We start from the raw sequence: 24,234 nt of genomic DNA, 5'->3' as shown, positions 1-24,234 counted from the left end.
CCCCGGCACGAAGCCGGGGTTAAGTCATTGAGGCAGGTTTCATACAGGCAAGAAACCTATCGAGCAGTGATCTCTGTATAAGCAATCTCGCGCCCGACGTGAAGCTAAAAGTTTGAAAAGGCTGAATCTGCCAGTTACCGTAAGTCCAAGAAAACAAGGTACAGCAGGGATTGTCCTCAAAATGGCTCCACAGTTTTTCGTTTCAGGCCGCCGACTGGCGGCGGCTTTGGTCCTTACGTCACTTGCGGGATTCGCAGGCGCGGAACCTCAGCATGGCATAGCTATGTATGGCGATCCTGCCCTTCCCCCTGATTTTGTGTCCCTACCCTACGCAAACCCCGATGCGCCAACGGGTGGACGCATCGTGCAAGGCGAAGCCGGAAGCTTTGACAGCCTCAATCCGCACGTGCGCAAAGGCTCGGTTCCATGGCAGCTTCGGTTCCTTGCATATGAGAGCCTGATGGGTAGGTCCTACGACGAACCGTTCTCACTCTACGGGCTTTTGGCCGAATCGATTGAGACTCCCGAAGACCGCTCTTGGGTGGAATTCACCCTGCGCGAAGAGGCTCGATTCTCTGATGGCAGCCCGGTCACCGTCGAGGATGTGATCTGGAGCTATGAGACCCTCGGGACGATCGGTCACCCCCGCTATGCCGGTTTCTGGAAAAAAGTGGACAGCATCGAAAAGACCGGTGACCGCAAAGTCAAAATCTCGTTCAACGTCGAAGACCGCGAATTGGCCTTGATCGCTGGCATGCGCCCGATCCTGAAAAAGGCCCAGTGGGACGGCATCGACATGCGCGAAGCGCCGATCGACATGATCCCGATTTCCACGGCCCCTTATGTGATCGAGGACTACGAAGCCGGGCGATACGTGTCACTGAAGCGAGACGAGGATTACTGGGGCAAAGACGTTCCATTCCGACGCGGCACCAACAACCTCGACGAAATCCGGATGGAGTTCTACGGCGACGGCTCGGTTATGTTCGAGGCTTTCAAGGCCGGTGAGATGTCGACGCATCGCGAATTCAACGCCGAGAAATGGGCCACGCAATTTGACTTTCCTGCTGTGGCCAATGGCGACATCGTCAAATCCGTCATCCCGCATCAGCGGCCAACGGGCATAACAGGCTTTGTCATGAACACCCGCCGCGATCAGTTCAAGGACTGGCGCGTGCGCGATGCCATGATCCACGCTTTCAATTTCGAATTCATCAACGAAACCATGACCGGCGGACGCCAGCCGCGCATCACATCGTATTTCTCGAACTCGGTTCTTGGAATGGAGGACGGACCGGCCACAGGTTTGGTCGCAGACTACCTGAAGCCTTACGCCGACGAACTTCTGCCCGGCGCGCTTGAAGGCTACACGCTCCCGGTCTCCGACGGCACCGAACGCAACCGTGGCAATATCCGCGAAGCGATCAATCTGATGGAACAAGCAGGCTACACCATTCAGGACGGCGTCATGGCCGATGCGGATGGGACCCCGTTCGAGTTCACTGTCTTGCTCAAGGTCGGCGCGACCGAGAACGAGACCATGATGGACATCTATCAACAGGCTCTGTCCCGCATCGGTGTCACCATGAATATCGACAAAGTGGATGCAGCCCAGCACAAGGAACGCACGCAGGTCTATGACTTCGACATGGCCTATTACCGTCGTGGACTGTCGCTCTCACCCGGTAACGAACAGATGCTGTACTGGGGCTCTGACGGGATCGAGGCCCCGGGCACACGCAACTGGATGGGCATGAACTCTCCGGCTGCCGAGGACATGATCAATAAGCTGGTCAACTCCGGAAGCCGCGAGGAATTCCTCGCCTCGGCGCGCGCGCTTGACCGCATTCTGACCTCGGGTCGCTACGTGATCCCGATCTATCAGTTCAACATCAGCCGCGTCGCACATGCCAAGGAACTGAAATACCCTGAATACATCCCGATGTACGGCGACTGGATCGGATGGCAGCCCGACGTTTGGTGGTACGAAGAGTAGTCTTCAGCGCCTCCAATAGCCCCATTTGCGCCGCCCCTTTTGGGGCGGCGTTTCTTTTTGCAGCACAGAATGGGTGGCTGCGTTGCAAAATGTTGACTGGATTGGGGCAGGATTTTCAGCAATGATCTGGCCATTGATCAAAGCTTTTGCGCTTTGTGTGTTTGCGTATGTTCATTTTTTTGACGTTCATTGTCCGCCGGAAAATCCTATGACCAAATCCCAGCCCTTCTTCACCACACCCATTCCATCCACCGAGCGTCGCCTGAGTGTCGTGATCAACGATAACGACTTTGGAAACACACTCACCGGCTCGTTCAACGACGACGAAATCTTTGGGAATGGGGGCGATGACACCATCTATGGCCAAGCCGGAAACGATGACATCGACGGCGGGATGGGCAATGACGACATCTATGGCGGCACCGGTGACGACGACACGTCCGGCGGTGAAGGGGATGATGTCTATTACCTGACGCGCGGCGACGGCTCCACCTCCCAGGCGGGCGAGACGATCCTTGAGAATTTTAACGAAGGCATCGACACAATCCGCTTTACCGATCTCCTCCCAGAAGAGGTCCATGTCGTGGTATCCGGTGGTCGGTATTACCTCGGCCTGTTGGATAACGGCACCTTCGAATGGTTCTTTCCGTTCCTGCTCAGCTTTGATGAGTTTTTCAGCCGCTACGAACGCGTGGAATTTGATGACGGGACGGTGTGGACGGCCCTGACCGGCCTGACGCATTACGGGACAGACCAAGGCGAAAGCCAGATTTCCACCAACATTGGCGAAGACATGTTCGGCGCAGGCGGCGACGATTTCATGTTGGGTCGTGGTGGGGACGATGTGCTTGATGGCGGTACCGGCGCTGATGACATGCAAGGCGGCACCGGCGACGACACATACATCATCCGCGTCGGTGACGGCAGCACGAATAAATCTGCCGAAGACATCGTGGAACGGATCGGTGAAGGCACAGACACCCTTAGGTTTGTCGGCATCCAGAAAGAACAACTGATTATCACGTCAAACGGCGTTCAATTCTTCTTTGGCATTGATAGCGGCACCTTGGATGGGATGCTTTGGTCGAACCCGAACACGCAGACACTGGATGAATTCTGGAACCTGTTTGAGCGGATCGAATTTGATGACGGTACAGTCTGGGATGCCACGACCGGTTTGACGATTTACGGAACCGATGAAGACGAAAGCTTTTTTGGCACGTCAAGCGGTGACACGTTCTTTGGCAGCCTTGGCGATGACGAGATGCACGGTGGTCAGGGCGACGACCTTTACATCATCCGGGCGGCTGATGGATCGCTCAACCTTGTCGCCGATGAAATCAACGAGCGTGATGGTAATGGCGGCGGCATCGACACGATCCGCATGATCGACCGGGATTCCACAGACGTTCACATGACGTTTTCAGGTGGGACCTTTTTTATCGGCATGTTTGATGCGGGCGTGCTGCGCTATACAACGCTGGTCGGATCCGGCATCACCTCGTTCAGCCGATATGAAAGGTTTGAATTTGCCGATGGTGTGGTTTGGGACGCGACCACGGGCTTCACCCATTACGGTACGCAGTTCGATGACTTTCAGGGGACCACGGTCCTCGGCGAAGAAATGTATGGATATGCCGGTGATGACGTTCAGATTGGCAGTTCCGGCAATGACCTGCTTGATGGCGGAACCGGCAGCGACCGCATGGAAGGCGGCGGCGGAGATGACATCTATATCCTGCGCAAGGGCGACGGCTCGGCAGCGGGAACATCTAACCCAGACACGATTATTGAAGATACGCTCAACGGGAATGACACCTTACGTCTGATTGGTATCACCGAAGGTGATCTTCGGGTCACAAAGTCCGGAAATTACTTCTTTTTTCACATCATGGATGACTTCGGCCAAGAATTCACATCAAGGGTCGAGGTGACTGGCGGGTCCGATTTCTTTGGTCGGATTGAAACCATTGAATTTGGGGACGGCACGATCTGGGATGCATCTACTGGCCTCACATTTACCGGAACCGATGCCAATGACATCATGACCGGCACCCTCTTTGATGACACGATCTTCGGCGCCGATGGCACCGATACGCTTGATGGCAGCAACGGCGACGACGTACTGATTGACGGCAAAGGCTATGACCGGATGAGCGGCGGAGCTGGTGAAGATACGTTCCGGTTCATCGACGCAAACAGCGGCGGCCAAATCCGCGACTTCGACTTTGATGATGATCAGATCGATCTGACGCCTTTGATCGGCTTGGAAAGCGCGGTCCTATTGTCGTGGGAGACAGCCAAGGGCACAGACACACTGATGTTGCGCAACGATCGGCGCACCTTTGATGAGCCATTGGTGACGATCCACATGACCGAGGATGGCAGCAATCTTGACCTGACGATCACGACGCGCGGTGCCGGGGATAACACGATCTTCGACAGCTTTGACATCACCCTGTTCAACTACGGGTCAAATCCGATGCTGACGGCCGATCAATTTGTTCTGTAGCGTCGCAAAACTGTTATCCGTCTGCTTCATTTGATAGCGACTGCTAAAGGACCCGGTTAGCAACGAGGCCGGGCCGCGCCATGCGCGCTAAGATGGAACATGGATTGCGATGACACGAACCCTGATTGCTGAGCTTCTTGGCACTGCGCTGCTTTTGATTGGGGTCGTCGGATCCGGTATCATGGCCGAGACACTGACGGATGATATTGGTGTCGCGTTGCTCGCCAATGCGCTGGCTACCGGGGCCATGCTTTACGTGATCATCACGGTTCTCGGGCCGCTCTCTGGCGCGCATTTCAACCCGGCTGTCACTTTGGCGTTCTGGCTACGGAAGGAAATCACAAACCGTCCGGCGGCAGCCTATGTGGGGATGCAAATTCTTGGCGGGATCCTCGGGGTGTGGGCCTGTCATCTGATGTTTGATCAGCCAATATTCCAACTATCCACAACGAACCGATCGGGCCTGAACCTTTGGAGTTCCGAGGTCATCGCGACCTTCGGTCTTCTCTTCGTGATCTTCGGAGGGCTTCGCTCGCGCGCCGAAGCGGTGCCGGCACTTGTCGCATTTTACATCACTGGCGCGTATTGGTTCACGTCGTCGACCAGCTTTGCCAATCCCGCCGTGACAATTGCGCGGGCGTTTTCGGACACGTTTGCCGGGATCAATCCAGCGCATGTCATGGGCTTCATTGCCGCACAGATCATCGCAACAGTTATTGCAACACCGCTGCTTACTCGGCTCTTTGCGCCTCTTAGCTCACAGCAGTGACCCAAAGGATCGTCGCGTCCTCTGGGCTAACTGAAATGACATTGTGGCCCATGCTGGCGTCGTAATAAGCGCTATCACCCCGGCGCATTTCAACCGGTTCGTAGAACTCGGTATAAAGCTTGATGACGCCGGTCAGCACCAACAGGAACTCTTCGCCGTCGTGGCGCACCCACCCGCCGAACTCATCCATATTCCGTGCCCGGACGCGGGTTTTATAAGGCAGCATCTGCTTTTTCGTCAGCGTTGCCCCTAGGATTTCATGTTCATAGGTTGCCGTGGCGTGGTGTTGGCCTTCGCCGTTGACTGTGACGGCCATACGCCCATTCACCTGCCCTTTTGACGGCTGAGTGAACAATTGCGGCACCGATATCTCCAACCCGACAGCCAGCTTTTTCAGCGCGTCATAGGTTGGCGACATCTGACCGTTCTCGATCTTGGACAGCGTCGAACGGGCCAGACCGGCCTGCTGAGCCGCCTGTTCCAAGGTCCAGTTCCTTGCCTTGCGCAGATCGCGCACGCGCTGGCCCAGATCCAGCGGTTGCGCTGGCTCAGTCTCGCCGTTTTCGCGCGAGATTTGAATGAGATCGGTGAGATTGCTGTCATTTGGCATGGCCGCGACTATACCCTGCGGTTTCACAGGCTTGCAACGTCCGCTTGGCCCGCATACCCCACGATTTATGGAAGCCGTCCCAAGCCCCTTTAACCTGTCCGCCTATGTATTGGCACAAGCCGACGCTAACCCCGACAAAGTGGCCTTGGCCATACTAGGTCCATCGCGCGCGGAACGGTGGAGCTATGCCCGGCTGGCCTCTACCGTCCGCGGTGTCGGCGCAGGGTTGCTGCAGGCAGGCTTTGCGCCCGGTGATCGCTTGCTCATCCGGTTGGAAAACTCTGTTTCCTTTCCCCTCGCATATCTCGGCGCAATCGCGGTCGGCATTGTCCCGATCCCAACATCGGCACAGCTGACACAGTTCGAACTGAACAAGATGGTCCCACCTTTGGGCATCGCTGGCACCGTGGCCGCGCCCGGTGTCGCCCTACCCGAAAATGCGGGTAAAACCATCAGCGAGGCTGACCTTCTGGCGATGCAGGACACGCCTCCTGTCCCCTTCGACATGGGTGACCCGAACCGGCTTGCTTACATCATTTTCACCTCAGGCACAGGCGGCACGCCGCGTGCGGTGGCCCATGCCCACCGCGCGATCTGGGCGCGGCGCATGATGTGGGATGGATGGTACGGACTGACCCCGAACGACCGCCTGTTGCACGCAGGCGCGTTCAACTGGACATTCACTCTTGGCACGGGCCTGATGGACCCTTGGGCCATCGGAGCCACTGCACTGATCCCCGATCGTGACACCAACATTGACATGCTGCCGCTTCTCCTCGCCCGCCACGACGCAACGCTGTTTGCTGGCGCGCCGGGCGTTTTTCGCCGCCTGCTGAAAACGCCTGAACGGCTGAACCTGCCCAAACTCCGGCACGCGCTCTGCGCTGGCGAACACCTGCAGGACAGCCTTCGGTCCGCATGGACCGACGCCACAGGCACCGGAATGTACGACGCCTACGGCATGACCGAATGCTCAACCTTCCTGTCCGCCAGCCCCGCAGGCGCGCCTAGCCTGACCCCGCAACCGGGCCGCAAAGTCGCAGTCCTTGACGCAGACGGCCACCCAACCCGGAACGCTGAGGGCAATATCGCCGTCTCCCACGACGATCCCGGCCTGATGCTGGGCTATGTTTCCGACGACGGCTACGACCTCCCGCTCACCGGTGACTGGTTCAAAACCGCGGACCTGGCCACGCAGGACGATGATGGCCGGATCCGCTACCTTGGCCGCGACAGCGACCTTATGAACGCTGGCGGCTTCCGCGTCTCACCGCTTGAGGTCGAGGCAGCTCTGTCGGACATCCCCGGCCTTGACACAATCGCCGTCTGCGAGGTGGAAGTGAAAGCAGGAACAACAGTCATTGCCGCGGCCTACACAGCCGCAACGACAATCGACGACGCCGCACTTCAGGCCGTCGCAACCGAACGCCTCGCCCGTTACAAACAGCCCCGCCTCTACGTGCACATGGATGCCTTCCCGACCGGCCCGAACGGCAAACTGTCCCGCCGCGCACTGGCCGCGTCCATCGCAGACCGCCTGCCCAAAGACTAAATCCGTTCGACCTCACCCCCAATCCGGTCTAAGGCGCACACATGATCAAGCTCGACATCCTCTCCGACCCGATCTGCCCGTGGTGCTACATCGGCAAAACCCAGCTCGACCGCGCGCTTCAGCAGGTGCCGGATCACCCGTTTGAAATCGAATGGCACCCGTTTCAACTGAATCCTGACATGCCACCTGAGGGCATGGACCGCCGCGAATATTTGGAACGCAAATTCGGCGGAAAAGAAGGGGCAATCAAAGTCTATGGCGGCATTCAGCGCCACTTTGAAGAGATCAATCTGGCGGCCGACCTGGGCGCAATCAAACGCACGCCCAATACGATCAATGCCCACCGCCTGATCCACTGGGCCGGGATCGATGCGCGGCAAGGTCCCGTGGTCGATGCATTGTTCAAAGCGTACTTCGTCGAAGGTCGCGACATCGGCGACACCGACACGCTGGCTGACCTTGCCGACAGCGCAGGTCTGGACGCCGCCATTGTGCGCAAGCTTCTGGCCACGGACGAAGATGTACAAATGGTCCGCGACCGTGACGCGCATAGCCGTGAGATGGGCGTGAACTCCGTCCCGACCTTTATAGTAATGAACCAACACGCCGTCCCCGGCGCGCAGCCGCCTGAAACATGGCTGGCGGTCATCGAAGAGATCATGGAAAAGCTGGGTGACGACGACTAGCGCAGTCTCACCACCTCTGAGGGCATCAGCGCGGTTCATCGCGCTTATGGCGTTCATGACGTCCGCCGTTGCCTTTGGCATCGACATGATGCTGGCGTCTTTGCCCGAAATCGGGTCGGAAATATCGCCAGACCAACCCGAGAACGTTCAGCTGATCGTCGGCTTGTTCTTTGTTGGCCTCGGGATTGGCACCGTTTTCGTCGGGCCATTGTCAGACGCCTTCGGCCGCAGACCAGTCCTGTTCGCGGGTCTTGCCATCTACGCTTTGGGTGCTGGCGTTTGCTGGCTTTCGACAAGCCTTGAGATGATGTGTGCGGGCCGCATTCTTCAGGGCCTCGGCGCTGCCGCGCCGCGTGTCACGGTTCTGGCCGTGATCCGCGACCGTTTCGTTGGACGTCAGATGGCCGCGACGCAATCCTTGGTGATGATGATCTTCACGCTCGTGCCCGGCATCGCACCGCTCCTTGGTGAGTTTGTTGCGCAGGCCTTTGGCTGGCGGGCGATCTTTTTCACCTTTGTGATCTTCGCAGCCATTGCAGCCGTTTGGTTTGGACTTCAGCAACCTGAAACGCTGCCGCCTGACCGCCGCAAACCCCTGCGCATCGCGACCTTTGCAGCCAGCGTGGCCACCATACTGCGGCACCCGCAGGTGCGCATGTCCATTGGCGTGCAGACCTTCACATTCGCGGGGCTGATCTCGCTTCTGACTGCGACGCCGCTGATCTTTGCCAAGATCTTTGACCTAGATGCTTGGTTTCCCTACGCGATGGGTTTGGCCTCGCTTCTTGGGGGCATCACATCGTTTATTAACGCCCGCATCGTCGAACGTCTCGGCATGGTCCGCCTGATGCGGATTGCCATGGCAGCGACCTTGGCCGTGACGGCGGCCGTTCTCCTGTTCTTTGCCGTCTTTGCGCCGACAGGTCTCCTCGCCGTCTGGGTCTACATGATCTTTAAGACCTCAGGTTTCGCCCTGCTCGGATTTGTCATAGGCAACTCAACCGCGCTCGCCATGCAGCCGATGGGGGCCATCGCAGGTACCACCGCGTCTGTCGTCACGGCCACAGCAACGCTCGTTGCCGCTGTGATGGGCATCGCCATCGCCGCCGCGTTCAACGGAACGGTGTTTCCAACGATGATGGGTCTCTCCGTCTGTTACGCTCTGGGGCTGCTCTGCGCGCTCCGGTTGGAGCATGACGAGGCCTAGCTGGCTTTCGCCTTCTTCTTCGCCGCTTTCACCTTCTCTGCCAAATCACGCGCAATCGCAAAGGCGCCCTTGATCTTGTCTGCGTCGGATTTCCAGTCGCGCCGCACGACGATCTTGTTATCCTTGACCTTGGCCAGCCCGCGCTGGTCCTGAATGAACTCGACCAAACCCTCTGGGGAGGCAAACTTGTCGTTGTGGAACTGGATCGTTGCCCCCTTGGGCCCGCCATCCAGTTTGGCAATCCCGGCGCGCTTGCACATCGCCTTGATGCGCACGACGAGCAGTAGGGTGTTCACCTCGCGCGGCACAGGGCCGAACCGGTCGATCAACTCGGCCGCAAAGCCTTCAAGCTCCACCTTTGTCGTCAGCCCCGAAAGGCGACGATACAGGCCCAGACGCACGTCCAGATCAGGCACGTATTCTTCCGGGATAAGGACCGGCACACCCAGATTGATCTGCGGTGCCCATTGCCCGTCATTGTCATCCTGTATGCCTTCGGCCTCGCCGGACCGGATCTTGGCAATCGCGTCCTCCAGCATCTGCTGGTACAACTCGTAACCCACATCTCGCATCTGGCCGGATTGTTCTTCGCCCAGCAGGTTCCCTGCCCCGCGAATATCAAGGTCTTGGCTGGCGAGTGTGAACCCTGCCCCAAGACTGTCCAGCGACCCAAGCACGCGCAGCCTCTTTTCAGCTGCAGGCGTTAGTTTCATGCGGGGCTTGGTAGTCAAATACGCATATGCGCGGGTCTTAGACCGACCCACACGGCCCCTGATCTGATACAATTGCGATAATCCGAACATGTCCGCCCGGTGCACAACCATCGTGTTCGCCGTCGGAATATCCAGCCCCGACTCCACAATGGTCGTTGCCAGCAACACGTCGAACTTGCCGTCATAAAAGGCGTTCATGCGGTCATCCAGATCACCTGCCGCCAACTGACCGTGGGCCACGACAAAGCTGACCTCCGGCACCTGTTCGCGCAGCCAGTCTTCGATTTCCGGCAGATCGGAAATGCGCGGCACGACAAAGAACGATTGCCCGCCGCGATAATGTTCGCGCAACAAAGCCTCACGAATGGTGACGGTATCAAACTCGCTCACATAGGTCCGGATCGCCAACCGGTCGACCGGCGGGGTCCCGATGATCGACAGATCGCGCACGCCCGACAGGCTCAGCTGCAGGGTCCGTGGGATCGGCGTCGCCGTCAGCGTCAGGACGTGAATGTCACTGCGCATTTGCTTTAGTCGTTCCTTATGCTGCACGCCAAACCGCTGTTCCTCGTCGATCACAAGCAAGCCAAGGTTTTGGAACCGCACTTGTTTCGCCAACACGGCATGGGTGCCCACGACGATATCAACCGTCCCGCGCGCCAACCCTTCGCGTGTCTTCGCGGCCTCTTTGGTGCCCACGAACCGCGACAGTGCGCGTACCTCAATCGGAAAGCCCCGGAACCTCTCAATGAAGCTCTGCGCGTGCTGTCGGGCCAACAAGGTCGTCGGAGCAATCACAGCGACCTGCACGCCTGACATGGCGGCGACAAAGGCCGCGCGCATCGCGACCTCGGTTTTGCCAAAGCCCACATCGCCGCAAATCAGCCGGTCCATTGGCTGACCGCTGGTCATGTCCTCCATCGTCGCCTCGATGGCGGACAACTGGTCGTCTGTCTCCTGATACGGGAACCGCGCGGAAAACGCGTCCCACATGCCCGGCGGCGGTTCCAGAATGGGCGCTCGTCGCAGGGCGCGTTCTGCGGCAATACGGATCAGCCGCTCAGCCATCTCGCGAATGCGCTCTTTAAGCTTGGCTTTCTTGGCCTGCCAAGCGCCACCTCCCAGCTTGTCCAGCAGGCCTTCGTCATGGCCAAACTTGCTTAGCAGTTCGATGTTCTCGACCGGCATGTAAAGCTTGGCGTTTTCGGCGTATTCCAAGAGCAGGCATTCATGTGCCGCACCGGCTGCAGTCACGATCTCCATGCCCTTGTAGCGGCCAACGCCGTGATCGACATGCACGACCAGATCACCGGGCGACAGACTTTGCGTCTCGGTGAGGAAGTTCTCGGCACGCCGTTTCTTCTTCGGCGCGCGGATCAGGCGGTCTCCAAGGACATCTTGTTCAGAAATCACCGTCAGTTCGGGGGTTTCAAATCCGCTCTCCAACGGCCAGACGGTCAGGTATACACCCTTGCCTCGAAGGCCTTTGGCGTCGGAAATCGGGATCGCCTCAACAATCCCTTCGTCTTCGATCAACCCGGACAGACGCTCCCGTGCGCCATCGGAATAGCTTGCGATCACGACAGGTCGCGCTTCAAGCTGCGCCTTAACATGGGAAGACAACGCCCCAAAAAGGCTGAGGTTTTCGGATTGCCTTTCGGGCGCAAAGTTGCGGCCGACCTTGCCACCCATATCCAGTACACCCAAACCTGTGGGTTGGGCTAAAGGCGCGAATTGAACGACGCGGCGGTCTTGGGTTGCAGCCTCCCATGCGGCGTCATCCAGATAAAGCAAACCGGGTGGAGCCGGTTTGTACACCGTATCGATGCGCGCCTTATTGGTCATGGCCTCTTTGCGAGCATCATATTGATCCGCAATCGACTCCCACCGAGCGACGCGCGCGGGCGTCACCTGATCGTCGAGACTGATCGTGGCGTCTGGCATGTAGTCAAACAGTGTTTCCAAGTGGTCATGGAAAAACGGCAACCAGTGCTCGACACCCTGATGCTTGCGCCCTGCACTCACCGCCTCATAAAGCGGGTCATCCGTGCCTGCGGCGCCGAATTCTAACCGATAATTCTGACGGAACCTCGTGATCGCGGCCTCATCCAGAATGACCTCAGACACCGGGGCCAGTTCAACCAAATCCAGTTTCTCGGTCGTGCGCTGCGTGCCGGGATCAAAACGCCGGGCCCCGTCCAGCACATCGCCAAACAGGTCGAGCCGCACCGGCCCACCTTCACCGGGCGGATAAATGTCGATGATCCCCCCCCGGATGGCATAGTCGCCCGGCTCCATTACTGTGGGGGCCTGTGTAAATCCCATGCGGACCAGAAACGCGCGAAGGGCCTTTTCATCGACGCGGCCACCGACCTTGGCAGAGAACGCCGCCTCTTTCAGCAGAGCGCGCGCTGGGATGTGTTGCGTCGCCGCGTTCAGGGTCGTCAGCAAAATGAACTGTGACGGCATTCCGTGGACCAAGCCGGCCAAGGTCGCCATCCGAGTGGCCGAGATATCTGCGTTCGGCGAAACCCGGTCATAGGGCAGGCAATCCCATCCGGGAAATGTCACGACAGGCATATCCGGCGCAAAGAACGCCAAAGCAGATCGCATCTGATCGAGCCGCTTATCGTCGCGCGCCACATGCATCACCGGACCGCGCTCGGCGACTTCGCGCAGGATCAGTTGCGCGTCAAAACCTTCGGGCGCGCCTGAATAGGTAAAATGCTGATGCTGTGGGTTCGTCTGGGCCATGGGACCGGTCAGGTACGCTGCGCGCTGGTCTTGTCAACACTCTCGGCGCGATTGTTCATCAATTACAGCACGCCCAACCTGAGATTTTGATACATTCCCCACAGCGCGGTGAAAAAGATCGCAAACACCCCGATCACCTGAATCCAGAACCGATGGCGTAGTAATACGCGGATCAGCTCATGTCCCTGAATGTTGCGCTCATTTATCTTTTGCGCCGCCGAGACCGACAAGGCCCCAACAAGGCTCATGGGCAGAACCATCAGGAAAAGCGCCTGAGCGAATTCGACGCTGTAATAGAAGGCGAGCAGTCCCAACGTCGTCAAAAGAAACATCGCAAAGCCAAGGATCAAGAGCCCAGCAACCGAGCTGATCATCAGCAAACGCTTCACATTGATGCGTGTGATGTCTTCGAGGTCGTGCTGAGCCTCGGCCCCTTTGCGCCGCGCGCGCTGGATCATGTCGTAGGGCACGCCCAGCGTCCAATGCGCAGCAGAAGACCATAGCACCGCCAGCGCGATCCAATACCACAAGTTCGAGAAGGACCGCATGTCGATCACTTCAAAGATGGTCGTGTAAAAATCCACGCGAATGGTGCCTGTTATCGTTTGTTGTGCCGCGCGACCCTAGCGGCACACCTCAGCAGAGGAAAGCCCGCGACCACCCAAGACTTGAGAAACCGCGCCTCACATGTCAGGCAAGGGCAACACTAGAAAGAAGCCGATCCATGACCTACGCCCCTTTCCCCTTTGCCCGCCCCCGTCGCTTGCGCTCGTCAAAGGCTTTGCGGGCCATGGTGTCTGAGAATGTGCTCACGCCAGCGGACTTTATCTGGCCCATCTTTGTCATGGACGGCACCGATGACGAAACGCCTGTGCCCTCCATGCCCGGCGTCGTGCGTAGGACGGTTGATCGCGTCGCCGACGCGGCGCGCGAAGCGCGCAGTCTCGGCATCCCTGCGATCTGTATTTTTCCTTACACGGACCCTGCCCTGAAAACAGAAGACTGCGCCGAGGCATGGAACCCGGACAACCTATCGAACCGTGCCATTCGTGAGATCAAGAATGCAGTCCCCGACATCGCGGTGATGACCGACATCGCGCTTGATCCCTACAACATCAACGGACATGACGGGTACGTCGAAAACGGCGAGATCGTGAATGACCGAACCGTCGAAGCGCTTGTAAAAATGGCCTTGGCACAGGCAGAGGCCGGGGCAGATATCCTTGGTCCATCTGACATGATGGATAACCGGATTGGCGCCATGCGCGACGCGCTGGAAGAGGAAGGGCATCAAAACGTCACCATTCTGAGCTATTCTGCGAAATACGCCAGCGCCTATTATGGCCCGTTTCGGGATGCCGTCGGTGCCTCTGGCGCGCTGACCGGCGACAAGAAAACCTATCAGATGGACCCGGCCAATAGCGATGAAGCTTTGCTCATGATCGCGCGCGATCTGTCAGAAGGGGCTGATATGGTCATGGTGAAACCAGGCCAGCCCTATCTGGATATCTGTCGCCGCGTGAAAGACGAGTTTGGCGTACCGACCTTCGCCTATCAGGTCAGCGGTGAGTACGCGATGGTTCAGGCGGCAGCTCAGAACGGATGGCTCGACCACGACAAGGTCATGTTGGAAAGCTTGATGAGCTTTAAACGCGCTGGCTGCGACGGAGTGTTGACGTATTTCGCACCTGCCGCTGCGCGACTGTTGGCCGATCACTAGACCGTGCGCCCATGATGGGTGACAAATGGTCATAATCAGCGTATCTCTGCCGAAGAGACCGGGCCAAACACCGGCGGATTAAACGGGCAGTAGACATGACACTTACTCGACGCACTTTCGCGCTCGGCCTGATGGCGGGCACAACAGTTGTTGCCGGTTGCGGCAATGGGATCGGGACGACGAACGACCAGAAGATCGATGCGCGCGTGGATCAAACGCTGCGTTTCATGTTCCTTAACTATCCCAACACGCGCGGCCTTGCCGAAAAATCAACCGGAATGCTGGTCATGCCCTTGGTGACCGAAGCCGGGCTTGGTCTGGGCGGATCTTTCGGACGCGGTGCGCTGCGTGTGAACAACATCACCGTTGACTATTATTCACAGACGTCAGCCTCGGCAGGGCTTCAGATTGGCGCACAACAATACGCGCATGTCCTGTTCTTCATGACGGACGAGGCGTTGTTGGAATTCCGCCGGTCGCAAGGCTGGGCCGCAGGAGCCGACGTCGAATATGCATTGCGCGATCAAGGCGACAGCGTGCGGGCCGCGACGACCACGTCGCTGGCACCAGTGATCGCCGCGGTCTTTGGCCAGGCTGGATTCCGCGCGGGTGCAACCATCGAAGGTACCAAGTACACGCGCATTATTCCCTGACATGCCTGCGGCGCTTTTGCGCCGCTCAATTCATCCCTAGCCATGCCCGCGTGAACGCTGTATCGCGCGGGCAAATCTTATTCCGGAGGCCGCCCAAATGGAGCTGCGCAACATCGCCATCATCGCCCACGTGGACCATGGCAAAACAACACTTGTGGACCAGCTGCTGGCACAGTCCGGTGCGTTCCGGGAAAATCAAGCGGTGGCTGAGCGCGCCATGGACAGCAACGATCTTGAGCGTGAACGCGGGATCACGATCCTTGCCAAGGCCACCTCCGTTGAATGGAACAACACCCGTATCAATATTGTCGACACCCCTGGCCACGCCGATTTCGGCGGCGAGGTTGAGCGAATCCTGTCGATGGTCGACGGCGTGGTCCTGCTTGTTGACGCTGCCGAAGGCCCGATGCCCCAGACCAAATTCGTGACGTCAAAGGCGCTTGCGCTGGGTCTGCGCCCCATCGTGGTGCTGAACAAGGTCGACAAACCCGATGCCGAACCTGACCGAGCGCTGGATGAATGCTTTGACCTCTTTGCCAATCTGGGTGCGAATGACGACCAACTGGACTTTCCCGCGATGTATGCCTCGGGCCGCGACGGTTGGTGTGACGCAGAACTGGACGGCCCACGCAAAGACCTGAGCGCGCTTTTTGATCTGATCGTGGAACACGTCCCTGCACCGTCGCAAATCGAACGCAAGGACGAGCCGTTCCGCATGCTGGCCGTTACACTGGGATCTGACCCTTTCATCGGTCGCATCCTGACGGGCCGTGTGGAAAGCGGCAGCTTGAAAACCGGGGAAACCATCAAGGCCCTTAGCCGCGAAGGCGAGCGCGTTGAGCAGTTTCGTGTGACGAAAATCCTTGCGTTCCGCGGCCTTGCTCAGCAACCAATCGACGTGGCCGAGCCCGGCGATATCGTCTCATTGGCTGGTATGGCGAAAGCGACCGTTGCCGACACGCTCTGTGCGACGGACGTGGACGAGCCCCTGCCCGCACAGCCGATTGACCCGCCTACCATCACCGTGACCTTCGGCATCAATGACAGCCCTTTGGCAGGTCGTGATGGCAAAAAGGTCCAATCCCGGGTCATCCGCGAACGCCTTCTGAAAGAAGCCGAGTCCAACGTCGCAATCCGCGTCACCGACACCCCCGGAGGCGAAGCGTTCGAAGTCGCCGGTCGCGGCGAATTGCAAATGGGCGTCCTGATCGAGAACATGCGCCGCGAAGGGTTCGAACTTTCGATCTCGCGTCCACAAGTTCTGTTTCAGGAAGTCGACGGGCAACGGATGGAACCCATCGAAGAGGTGACCATCGACGTCGACGATGAATATTCAGGTTCCGTCATCGAGAAGATTACTGGAGCCCGCAAAGGCGAATTGGTTGAGATGAAACCCGCTGGCGCAGGCAAAACGCGCATCATCGCGCACGTCCCATCGCGCGGCCTGATCGGCTATCACGGCGAATTCCTTACAGACACCCGTGGCACAGGCGTGCTGAACCGCGTGTTCCACGACTGGGCACCTCACAAAGGAGCAATCCCGGGCCGCCGTGCCGGGGTTTTGATCTCGATGGAAAACGGACAGTCCGTGGCCTACGCGATCTGGAACCTTGAGGATCGCGGTCGTTTCTTCATCGGTGCGCAGGAAGATGTGTATCAGGGTATGATCCTCGGCGAGCATTCCCGCGACAACGATCTGGAAGTGAACCCTCTCAAAGGGAAAAAGCTGACCAACGTCCGAGCCTCCGGGAACGACGAGGCCGTGCGCCTGACCACACCGATCAAGATGTCGCTGGAAGAAGCCATCGCCTATATCGACGACGACGAATTGGTAGAGGTCACGCCAAACGCCATTCGCCTTCGCAAGCGCTACCTCGACCCACATGAACGCAAGCGTCAGGCACGCGCTGCAGGGTAATCCTACGGTGCCGCTGACGCGGCAGTGTTTTTGCTGGAGAGCAGAACAAAGGCCGCCCCGAGGCGGCCTTTCTTGTTCACAACTCGAAGGTGGCACCGCGTGCCTTCGGCGAAAGTATTTTCAAGCAAGAAGATGTGAAGGAATTTGCGCCTGAGTTTCCCTATCAATGCAAGACGGGGAGCTTTTGGATGCAACTCCCACGCCCGCCGTGCATCCCGGCGTCTCCTTGCACGGTCATCGACGCTTCCGCCTGTACCGTGAAAAGAGCCTAGTTTCGCGCGGTTAGTAAAACCCTAATTCTTCTTGCTGAAAAAACTTCGGGGAGCGCGAGGGGCTGGCCCCTCGCTCCTTCCGTTAGACATCAGTCCAGTTCTTCGACAATCATCAGATCGCGTTCAGACGCCCCGCGCGCATGGCTCAGAGCCTCTTGATACGTGTCTGAGTTGTAGCAGGTTTCTGCGGCCTCAAGCGATGGAAAGCGCGCAACCACATTTCGAGGGCGCGCTGTGCCTTCCATCCAGACGTTTCTTCCGCCGCGCGCAAGAAACACGCCGCCATGGTTGGCAATCGCTTCGGTCGCCAATGCGGCATACTTTCCGTAAGCCACATCATCGGTGACCGTTACATGTGCGATCCAAAGTGCTGTGGCCATTTTTACCCCTCCAAAACGGCTTTGGCCGCTGCGATGGCTTCATCTGCCTTGGATGCATCCGCGCCACCGCCTTGCGCCATATCCGGACGACCGCCGCCCCCCTTGCCGCCCAAGACAGGCACAGCCGCTTTGACCAGATCAACGGCCGTGATCTTGTCCGTCAAATCCTTGGTCACCCCAGCCGCCACAGCCGCTTTGCCGCCCGTGTCAGCGATCAACAGGATGGCCAGCGATCCGTGCTGCTCCTTTTGGGCATCGATCAGTGGAGGCAGATCTTTGCCTGTCACGCCGTCGAGCACCATGGCGAGGAACGGCACGCCGCCAATCTCGACCGGCGCGTCGGATTTTGCTCCGCCGCCCATAGCCACCTGCCGTCGCAAGTCCGCCACTTCATTTGCGAGGGCTTTGCGTTCATCCATCAACGCGGTGATGCGGTCCTGCAGATCTTCTGGCTTGGTTTTCAACGTTTGAGAAAGCTCTGCAACGCGATGGTCCTGATCCCGAAGATAGGCAAAAGCGGCCTCGCCTGTCAGCGCCTCGATCCGGCGCACACCCGCGGAGGAAGCGCTGTCGCCTAATGTGACAAAGACGCCGATGTCGCCGGTGCGTTCCACATGCGTGCCACCGCAGAGTTCCAAGGAATAGGTGTCGCCGGCTGTACCTTTGCCGGAACCTGCCTCGCTCCCCATGGACACGACGCGCACCTCGTCTCCGTATTTCTCACCAAACAGCGCCTGCGCGCCCAAGGCACGTGCATCGTCGGGGGTCATGATCCGCGTTTCGACCGATGAGTTCTGTCGGATGTATGTGTTGACCTCTGCCTCTACCTGTTTGATCTCATCAAGGCTGAGCGCAGAGTTGTGGCTGAAGTCAAACCGTAAGCGGTCCTCGGCATTCAAGGAGCCACGCTGGCTGACGTGATCACCCAGGGCGTTGCGAAGCGCTTCGTGCAACAGGTGGGTCGCAGAGTGGTTCGCTCGAATGGCTGTGCGGCGGTCATGATCGACCTTCAGGGTGGCGGCCTGTCCAACTTCAACGTTCCCCTGAGTGACCCTGCCAGTGTGGATGAACACACCCGCGGCTTTCTTGGTGTCGTTGATCCGAACCGTGCCCGAGCCGGTTGTCAACGTACCAGAGTCTCCGACTTGGCCCCCGCTTTCGGCGTAGAATGGCGTTTGGTTCAGAATGATCTGGACCTCAGCATCAGCGGACGCGACGGATGCGCCGTCTACGACGAGGGCCTTGATCTGGCCTTCGGCGGTTTCGGTGTCATACCCGAGGAAATCGGTCACTCCGTGCTCTTCGGCGATGTCGAACCAAATGGCAGCGTCGGCCGCTTCTCCAGAGCCTGACCATGCGGCGCGGGCCTTGGCTTTTTGCTCTGCCATGGCAGCGTCAAAGCCATCTGTATCAACGGTCATCCCTTTTTCGCGCAACGCATCTTGCGTCAGGTCGAGTGGGAAACCGTAAGTATCGTAAAGCTTGAAAGCGGCTTCACCGGCCAACTGCCCGCCTTCATCCAGACCCGACACTTCGTCATCCAGCAGCTTCAAGCCGCGATCCAATGTCTGGCGGAAGCGCGTTTCCTCGCTCAGAAGTGTGTCTTCGATCAAGGTTTTGGCCTGCTGCAATTCGGGGTATGCGGCACCCATCTGTTGAACAAGGGATGGCACCAGACGGTGCATCAGAGGATCTTTGGCCCCGAGCAGGTGCGCGTGGCGCATGGCACGGCGCATGATCCGGCGCAGAACATATCCGCGTCCGTCATTGGACGGCATGACGCCATCGGCAATGAGGAAAGAGGTCGAGCGAAGGTGATCCGCAATCACGCGATGATGCGTTTTGCCCGGGCCATCAGGGTCGGTGCTGGACGCATCTGCCGAAGCTTCGATCAAGGCGCGCATTAGGTCGGTGGCATAGTTATCGTTCGTGCCTTGCAGCAGCGCCGCAACCCGTTCGATGCCCATGCCCGTGTCGATTGACTTGTTGGGCAGGTCTATGCGCGAGCCATCTTCGAACTGTTCATACTGCATGAAGACCAGATTCCAGATCTCGACAAATCGATCGCCGTCTTCTTCTGGGCTGCCTGGAGGGCCACCCCAGATGTGGTCACCGTGGTCGTAGAAAATCTCGGTGCAGGGACCGCAAGGACCGGTTGGACCGGCAGACCAGAAATTGTCATCCGTTGCGATGCGGATGATGCGGTCATCGCTCAGGCCCGCATGTTTCTTCCAGATGTTCACGGCCTCATCATCGGTGTGGTAGACCGTCACCAGAAGCTTGTCTTTGTTGATCCCAAGTTCCTTGGTCACAAGGTCCCAAGCAAAGGGGATCGCGTCCTCTTTGAAATAGTCCCCAAAACTGAAATTGCCGAGCATCTCAAAGAATGTGTGGTGGCGCGCGGTGTACCCCACATTGTCGAGATCGTTGTGTTTGCCCCCTGCACGGACACATTTCTGAGCGGTGGTGGCGCGCGTATAATCACGCGTTTCGACCCCGGTGAACAGGTTCTTGAACTGAACCATCCCGGCGGCTGTAAACATCAGCGTCGGGTCATTGCGAGGAACAAGCGGCGAACTGTCGACGACCGCGTGCCCGTTCTTTTCAAAGAAGTTCAGGAACGTGCTGCGAATGTCGTTCAAACTGGGCATAGGGATCGTCCGTCTGGAGTGCTGTCTTGGTGTTGTGGGTGACATATCCCTGCACCGCATAGGTGTCCACAAGCGTTGCGGCTGGCTGTTCGACCCTTTGTTGCCAGATTGACAGGATTGCAGGCGACGTACGTGATGAACCACGCACCAAACAGTAAAAAGGCCGCTAGAAGAGCGGCCCTTTCGAAATTCGTCAAATTGTCAGGCCATCAGGCCTCGAGGATGTCGTCATCCTCTTTCTCGGCACCGGGTGGCATATCAAAGTCCAACCCATGTGCCGCGCGGATTTTGTCTTCGATCTCGTAGGCGACCTTAGAATTTTCGCGCAGGAAGGTTTTGGCATTTTCACGCCCCTGACCGATCCGCTCATCGCCATAGCTGAACCATGAGCCAGATTTTTCGACGACCCCGGCTTTGACACCAAGGTCCAGAAGCTCACCCATCTTGCTGATGCCTTCGCCATACATGATGTCGAATTCGACCTGCTTGAACGGTGGTGCCACCTTGTTCTTGACGATTTTGACGCGGGTTGCGTTGCCGACAACTTCATCACGATCCTTGATCGCGCCGATCCGGCGGATATCCAGCCGCACAGAAGAGTAAAACTTAAGCGCGTTACCACCGGTCGTGGTTTCAGGGCTGCCGAACATGACACCGATCTTCATCCGGATCTGATTGATGAAGATAACCATGCAATTCGACCGGCTGATTGCGGCAGTCAGCTTGCGCATGGCCTGGCTCATAAGACGGGCCTGCAAGCCCGGAGCGCTGTCACCCATGTCACCTTCGAGCTCTTTCTGAGGCGTCAGAGCTGCGACCGAGTCCACAACTACAAGGCTCACCGCACCGGAGCGCACCAGCGTTTCCGTGATTTCAAGCGCCTGTTCACCTGTGTCAGGTTGCGAAATCAGCAGTTCGTCAAGGTCGACGCCAAGTTTGCGGGCATATTGCGGGTCAAGCGCGTGCTCGGCGTCAACAAAGGCACAAACGCCGCCTTTTTTCTGTTCTTCGGCGACGCAATGCAGCGTCAGCGTGGTTTTGCCCGAGCTTTCTGGCCCGTAGATTTCGATGATCCGACCTTTTGGCAGACCGCCGATCCCCAGCGCGATGTCCAGACCCAGCGAACCGGTTGAGGTCGCCTCGATTTCTTGTACGGCGTTCTCATCGCCCAGCTTCATGATCGAGCCTTTGCCGAACTGTCGTTCGATCTGTGCCAGCGCACTGTCCAGTGCCTTTTGACGGTCGGAATTACGCTTTGCGTCCATGCTCAGAAGATCCGCTGTTGCCATGATTTGGCTCCTTATGTCACGCGCCTATGCTGGCGGCAATTGCTGTCGATGTTCGCCTCTTGTTCCTGTCTTGATAGGGTCAAAAAGAGAACATATCAACTCAAATTGTACGAGAGCAGCGTGATGCAGCGCGGTTAACAGGGAGTTACCTCAGGTGGAAATTTTCCATCCCCTGTCGCATTCGTTCCGCACGGCACATGTGAGCCGTCTGCACCGGTTTGGCGATCAATGCAGCGCTTCCTGAACCACCGTGGTCAACTCATTGAGAGAAAACGGTTTGGCTAGAAAACGCGAGTTGGGAATTTTGGTTTGCCGATCCGCCAACACCTCTTGCGCATAGCCTGATACAAAGATGACTTGCGTGTCGGGATGCTCTTTCAACGCTTCCCGGACCCAAGACGGGCCATCCTGACCGGGCATGACCACATCGGTGACAAAGATATCCACGTCGAGTTCAGTATCCGCCAAAGTTCTCAAAGCAGATTCGGCACTGTCGGCCTCTAGCACCGTGAACCCACGCAAACGCAACGCGCGGGATGCGAAGGCGCGTACCGGAGCCTCGTCTTCTACCAAAAGCACGACACCGTCGCCTGTCTTGGAACTGGCCTCTGCATGCGCTCTGGCTTTGCTCGCGATAGGGTCTGTCCCTTCATCCCCTTCATGGACCGGAAAATAGAGCGTGAAGGTGGTGCCGTGATCAACGACGCTATCGACAAAGATGAACCCACCGGTCTGTTTGACGATACCATAGGCCGTAGACAGGCCAAGGCCGGTGCCCTTGCCCGTCCCTTTGGTGGTGAAAAAAGGCTCAAAGATCTTAGGCAGTTTGTCGGGCGGAATACCGATGCCCTGATCACGCACTTTGACCACCACATAGTCACCGGCCGGAACAATGGCCCGGCCCATGCGCTTTGCATCGGTCAGGCAGGCATGCTCAGTGATCAACCTGATTTTGCCTCCGTCCGGCATGGCGTCCTTGGCATTGACCACGAGGTTCATGAGAACCTGCTCCAGTTGTCGCTTATCCGCACGAATGGCGGGCAATTCGCCTGAATGGGTTTGCGACATCGTCACCGTCTCACCCATGAGACGGTTCAACAGATGCCCCATATCAGACAGCACATCACGCACATCGAGCACTTCTGGCTGGAGGTTTTGCTTGCGAGAGAATGCCAGCAATTGTCCGACCAAAGCCGCTGCACGGTTGGCGTTCTGATTGATTTGCATCAGGTCGCTGTAGTCCTGATCGGTGGCGTCATGGCGCAACAATAGAAGATCGCAATGACCCGAAATGGCCGTCAGCAGATTGTTGAAGTCATGCGCAACCCCTCCGGCCAACTGACCGATTGCCTGCATCTTCTGACTTTGCACGAATTGTTTTTCGAGCGATTTCAGCTCTGTTGCGTCGTTCAGGACGGCGATCAAAACGATCTCGTCGTTTTCCTTCACGCGATTGAACGTGACCTGCACAAAGGTATCGTCGTCACGATTGAGGACTTGCAGAAACTCGGCATGACCCAGATTGCGCCCGTCTGCGGCCTCTCGGACCCAGTCGGTCACCGACCTGCCAAGAGAGTCGAAGATTTCGGATATCTCGGTCCCAGTCCGCACGGATTGACCAATCAATTCCCGCGCCATCCGGTTGCTGGCCAAAACCTCACCTGATGGTGAGAATTTCAACAAAGCCACCGGCACCTCGTCGAAGAAGCTCCATCCATCCTTTGCGAATTCGGTATCCGGTACTGAGCCGGGCAATAGAAATATCTCTCGCCGACCCGCGCTGCCTTCGACATCGGCGACAAGACACCCGATCTTGCCGGTCGTTGTCCGCACCTCGTTCAGTTGACCATTTCGAACAGGCAGGTTGGAGAACATCCGATCAAGCGACTTGACCCGTTCGCCAACCAACGTCCGCATCGCGGTGTTCATGAAAAGAACCGCGCCAGATGAACTGACCGTCATCATGGGCAAGCTAAGGGTTTGTGCGCCGGTATCACCCGACACGCGGTCAACGATATCCTCAACCCGCCAAAGATAGCTGTCCCGCGCAAGAGCCGTCACGGCAACCCGGACATGCCCGCGTCTGGTTATGATGTCATCCCGCGCGGCCCCAAGAGCCAAAGCCTTGCTCTGCAGCTTGGCAAGGATTGGGCCGGGGTTCGCAAAAAGATCAGCAAGGCAATTGGCCAGTTGGTCGCTGTCATCCATTGTGACGCGGTCATCTGCGGCCCTGTTTCGCATGAGAATATTGCCTGCGTTATCCGTCAGAAAGCTGGCCGAGGCATCATTTTCGATCAGGCACGCGACGGAACGTACCACGCTACGCTGTCGCATCGAATACCAGGCGCGCACAACCTTGACCGAAAACGCAAGCGTCCCGAGCGACACAGCCATCACGAGAATAACAAGCGCCGGAAAGTCAGCGTCCATAAACAGGCTCGCGACCGCGACCATGGACGCGGCAATGAGCACGACGGTTGCCTGCGGTTCCAGACGACGTGTCAGCCGAAACAAACCAGATTGCCTATTCAGTGTCTGAGCCACGCGTCATC

Annotated in this window: 16 protein-coding genes; 9 read left to right on the top strand and 7 right to left on the bottom strand. The window is 57.9% G+C overall.

Annotated features, from left to right (window positions below; all coding sequences use genetic code 11):
* Positions 1–181: 181 nt before the first annotated feature.
* The 3 genes from FE702_RS03810 (at position 182) to FE702_RS03800 (ending at position 5,277) form a co-directional block, all read left to right on the top strand.
* Positions 182–1,996, top strand: a complete 1,815-nt coding sequence (locus FE702_RS03810) for an extracellular solute-binding protein (RefSeq protein WP_147124946.1) — start codon at positions 182–184, stop codon at positions 1,994–1,996.
* 208 nt (positions 1,997–2,204) lie between these two features.
* Complete coding sequence (locus FE702_RS03805) at positions 2,205–4,508, top strand: calcium-binding protein (RefSeq protein WP_147124945.1); 2,304 nt, start codon at positions 2,205–2,207, stop codon at positions 4,506–4,508.
* A gap of 109 nt (positions 4,509–4,617) precedes the next feature.
* Positions 4,618–5,277, top strand: a complete 660-nt coding sequence (locus FE702_RS03800) for an aquaporin (protein ID WP_147124944.1) — start codon at positions 4,618–4,620, stop codon at positions 5,275–5,277.
* Here the strand turns inward: FE702_RS03800 and FE702_RS03795 are convergent.
* Positions 5,261–5,887, bottom strand: a complete 627-nt coding sequence (locus tag FE702_RS03795) for a helix-turn-helix domain-containing protein (protein WP_147124943.1) — start codon at positions 5,885–5,887, stop codon at positions 5,261–5,263. The two genes, FE702_RS03800 and FE702_RS03795, sit on opposite strands and share 17 nt — an antisense overlap.
* A 67-nt stretch (positions 5,888–5,954) precedes the next feature.
* Here FE702_RS03795 and FE702_RS03790 point away from each other — a divergent pair, with 67 nt between their 5' ends.
* From FE702_RS03790 to FE702_RS03780, 3 genes are read left to right on the top strand one after another with little or no spacing between them, the layout of a single operon-like run.
* Complete coding sequence (locus tag FE702_RS03790) at positions 5,955–7,439, top strand: class I adenylate-forming enzyme family protein (RefSeq protein WP_147124942.1); 1,485 nt, start codon at positions 5,955–5,957, stop codon at positions 7,437–7,439.
* Positions 7,440–7,480: 41 nt separating this feature from the next.
* The gene (locus FE702_RS03785) at positions 7,481–8,125 is read left to right on the top strand and encodes a DsbA family oxidoreductase (protein WP_147124941.1); all 645 of its coding nucleotides are present in this window, start codon (positions 7,481–7,483) and stop codon (positions 8,123–8,125) included.
* Positions 8,112–9,332 carry a multidrug effflux MFS transporter gene (locus FE702_RS03780; protein ID WP_147124940.1) on the top strand — a complete coding sequence of 407 codons (1,221 nt, stop codon included), beginning with the start codon at positions 8,112–8,114 and terminating at the stop codon, positions 9,330–9,332. Before FE702_RS03785 ends, FE702_RS03780 begins: the two co-directional genes overlap by 14 nt.
* Here the strand turns inward: FE702_RS03780 and mfd are convergent.
* Both mfd and FE702_RS03770 read right to left on the bottom strand, forming a co-directional pair.
* A complete protein-coding gene (gene mfd, locus FE702_RS03775; protein ID WP_147124939.1) occupies positions 9,329–12,799 on the bottom strand; it encodes a transcription-repair coupling factor in 3,471 nt (1,156 codons plus the stop codon). The two genes, FE702_RS03780 and mfd, sit on opposite strands and share 4 nt — an antisense overlap.
* 62 nt (positions 12,800–12,861) lie before the next feature.
* Positions 12,862–13,383 carry a component of SufBCD complex gene (locus tag FE702_RS03770; protein ID WP_147124938.1) on the bottom strand — a complete coding sequence of 174 codons (522 nt, stop codon included), beginning with the start codon at positions 13,381–13,383 and terminating at the stop codon, positions 12,862–12,864.
* Positions 13,384–13,523: 140 nt separating this feature from the next.
* Here FE702_RS03770 and hemB point away from each other — a divergent pair, with 140 nt between their 5' ends.
* The 3 genes from hemB to typA all read left to right on the top strand — a co-directional run bounded on the left by hemB (position 13,524) and on the right by typA (position 17,090).
* Positions 13,524–14,519 carry a porphobilinogen synthase gene (gene hemB / locus FE702_RS03765; protein WP_147124937.1) on the top strand — a complete coding sequence of 332 codons (996 nt, stop codon included), beginning with the start codon at positions 13,524–13,526 and terminating at the stop codon, positions 14,517–14,519.
* A 95-nt stretch (positions 14,520–14,614) separates the two neighbouring features.
* The gene (locus FE702_RS03760; RefSeq protein WP_147124936.1) at positions 14,615–15,172 is read left to right on the top strand and encodes a lipid-binding SYLF domain-containing protein; all 558 of its coding nucleotides are present in this window, start codon (positions 14,615–14,617) and stop codon (positions 15,170–15,172) included.
* Positions 15,173–15,269: 97 nt separating this feature from the next.
* Complete coding sequence (typA, locus tag FE702_RS03755) at positions 15,270–17,090, top strand: translational GTPase TypA (RefSeq protein ID WP_147124935.1); 1,821 nt, start codon at positions 15,270–15,272, stop codon at positions 17,088–17,090.
* Positions 17,091–17,451: 361 nt separating this feature from the next.
* Here the strand turns inward: typA and FE702_RS03750 are convergent, their stop codons facing one another.
* From FE702_RS03750 to FE702_RS03735, 4 genes are all read right to left on the bottom strand, one after another.
* Positions 17,452–17,742: a DUF1330 domain-containing protein gene (locus FE702_RS03750; RefSeq protein WP_147124934.1), complete on the bottom strand. Its 291-nt coding sequence runs from the start codon at positions 17,740–17,742 to the stop codon at positions 17,452–17,454.
* Between the two features lie 2 nt (positions 17,743–17,744).
* Positions 17,745–20,393: an alanine--tRNA ligase gene (alaS, locus tag FE702_RS03745; protein WP_147124933.1), complete on the bottom strand. Its 2,649-nt coding sequence runs from the start codon at positions 20,391–20,393 to the stop codon at positions 17,745–17,747.
* Between the two features lie 209 nt (positions 20,394–20,602).
* The gene (gene recA, locus FE702_RS03740; protein WP_147124932.1) at positions 20,603–21,682 is read right to left on the bottom strand and encodes a recombinase RecA; all 1,080 of its coding nucleotides are present in this window, start codon (positions 21,680–21,682) and stop codon (positions 20,603–20,605) included.
* A 225-nt stretch (positions 21,683–21,907) separates the two neighbouring features.
* Positions 21,908–24,226, bottom strand: a complete 2,319-nt coding sequence (locus FE702_RS03735) for an ATP-binding protein (RefSeq protein ID WP_255449577.1) — start codon at positions 24,224–24,226, stop codon at positions 21,908–21,910.
* Positions 24,227–24,234: the final 8 nt, after the last annotated feature.

This window comes from Shimia ponticola (assembly GCF_007995215.1).
In the GTDB taxonomy this organism is placed as follows: Bacteria; Pseudomonadota; Alphaproteobacteria; order Rhodobacterales; family Rhodobacteraceae; genus Shimia_B; species Shimia_B ponticola.
This window is presented reverse-complemented; position numbering and strand designations above follow the sequence as displayed.

Excerpts from the sequence above, each read along its gene's own strand:
- FE702_RS03810 (WP_147124946.1), top strand. The coding sequence starts at position 182 with ATGGCTCCACAGTTTTTCGTTTCAGGCCGCCGACTGGCGGCGGCTTTG.
- FE702_RS03805 (WP_147124945.1), top strand. The coding sequence starts at position 2,205 with ATGACCAAATCCCAGCCCTTCTTCACCACACCCATTCCATCCACCGAG.
- FE702_RS03800 (WP_147124944.1), top strand. The coding sequence starts at position 4,618 with ATGACACGAACCCTGATTGCTGAGCTTCTTGGCACTGCGCTGCTTTTG.
- FE702_RS03795 (WP_147124943.1), bottom strand. The coding sequence starts at position 5,887 with ATGCCAAATGACAGCAATCTCACCGATCTCATTCAAATCTCGCGCGAA.
- FE702_RS03790 (WP_147124942.1), top strand. The coding sequence starts at position 5,955 with ATGGAAGCCGTCCCAAGCCCCTTTAACCTGTCCGCCTATGTATTGGCA.
- FE702_RS03785 (WP_147124941.1), top strand. The coding sequence starts at position 7,481 with ATGATCAAGCTCGACATCCTCTCCGACCCGATCTGCCCGTGGTGCTAC.
- mfd (WP_147124939.1), bottom strand. The coding sequence starts at position 12,799 with ATGGCCCAGACGAACCCACAGCATCAGCATTTTACCTATTCAGGCGCG.
- hemB (WP_147124937.1), top strand. The coding sequence starts at position 13,524 with ATGACCTACGCCCCTTTCCCCTTTGCCCGCCCCCGTCGCTTGCGCTCG.
- FE702_RS03760 (WP_147124936.1), top strand. The coding sequence starts at position 14,615 with ATGACACTTACTCGACGCACTTTCGCGCTCGGCCTGATGGCGGGCACA.
- typA (WP_147124935.1), top strand. The coding sequence starts at position 15,270 with ATGGAGCTGCGCAACATCGCCATCATCGCCCACGTGGACCATGGCAAA.
- FE702_RS03750 (WP_147124934.1), bottom strand. The coding sequence starts at position 17,742 with ATGGCCACAGCACTTTGGATCGCACATGTAACGGTCACCGATGATGTG.
- alaS (WP_147124933.1), bottom strand. The coding sequence starts at position 20,393 with ATGCCCAGTTTGAACGACATTCGCAGCACGTTCCTGAACTTCTTTGAA.
- recA (WP_147124932.1), bottom strand. The coding sequence starts at position 21,682 with ATGGCAACAGCGGATCTTCTGAGCATGGACGCAAAGCGTAATTCCGAC.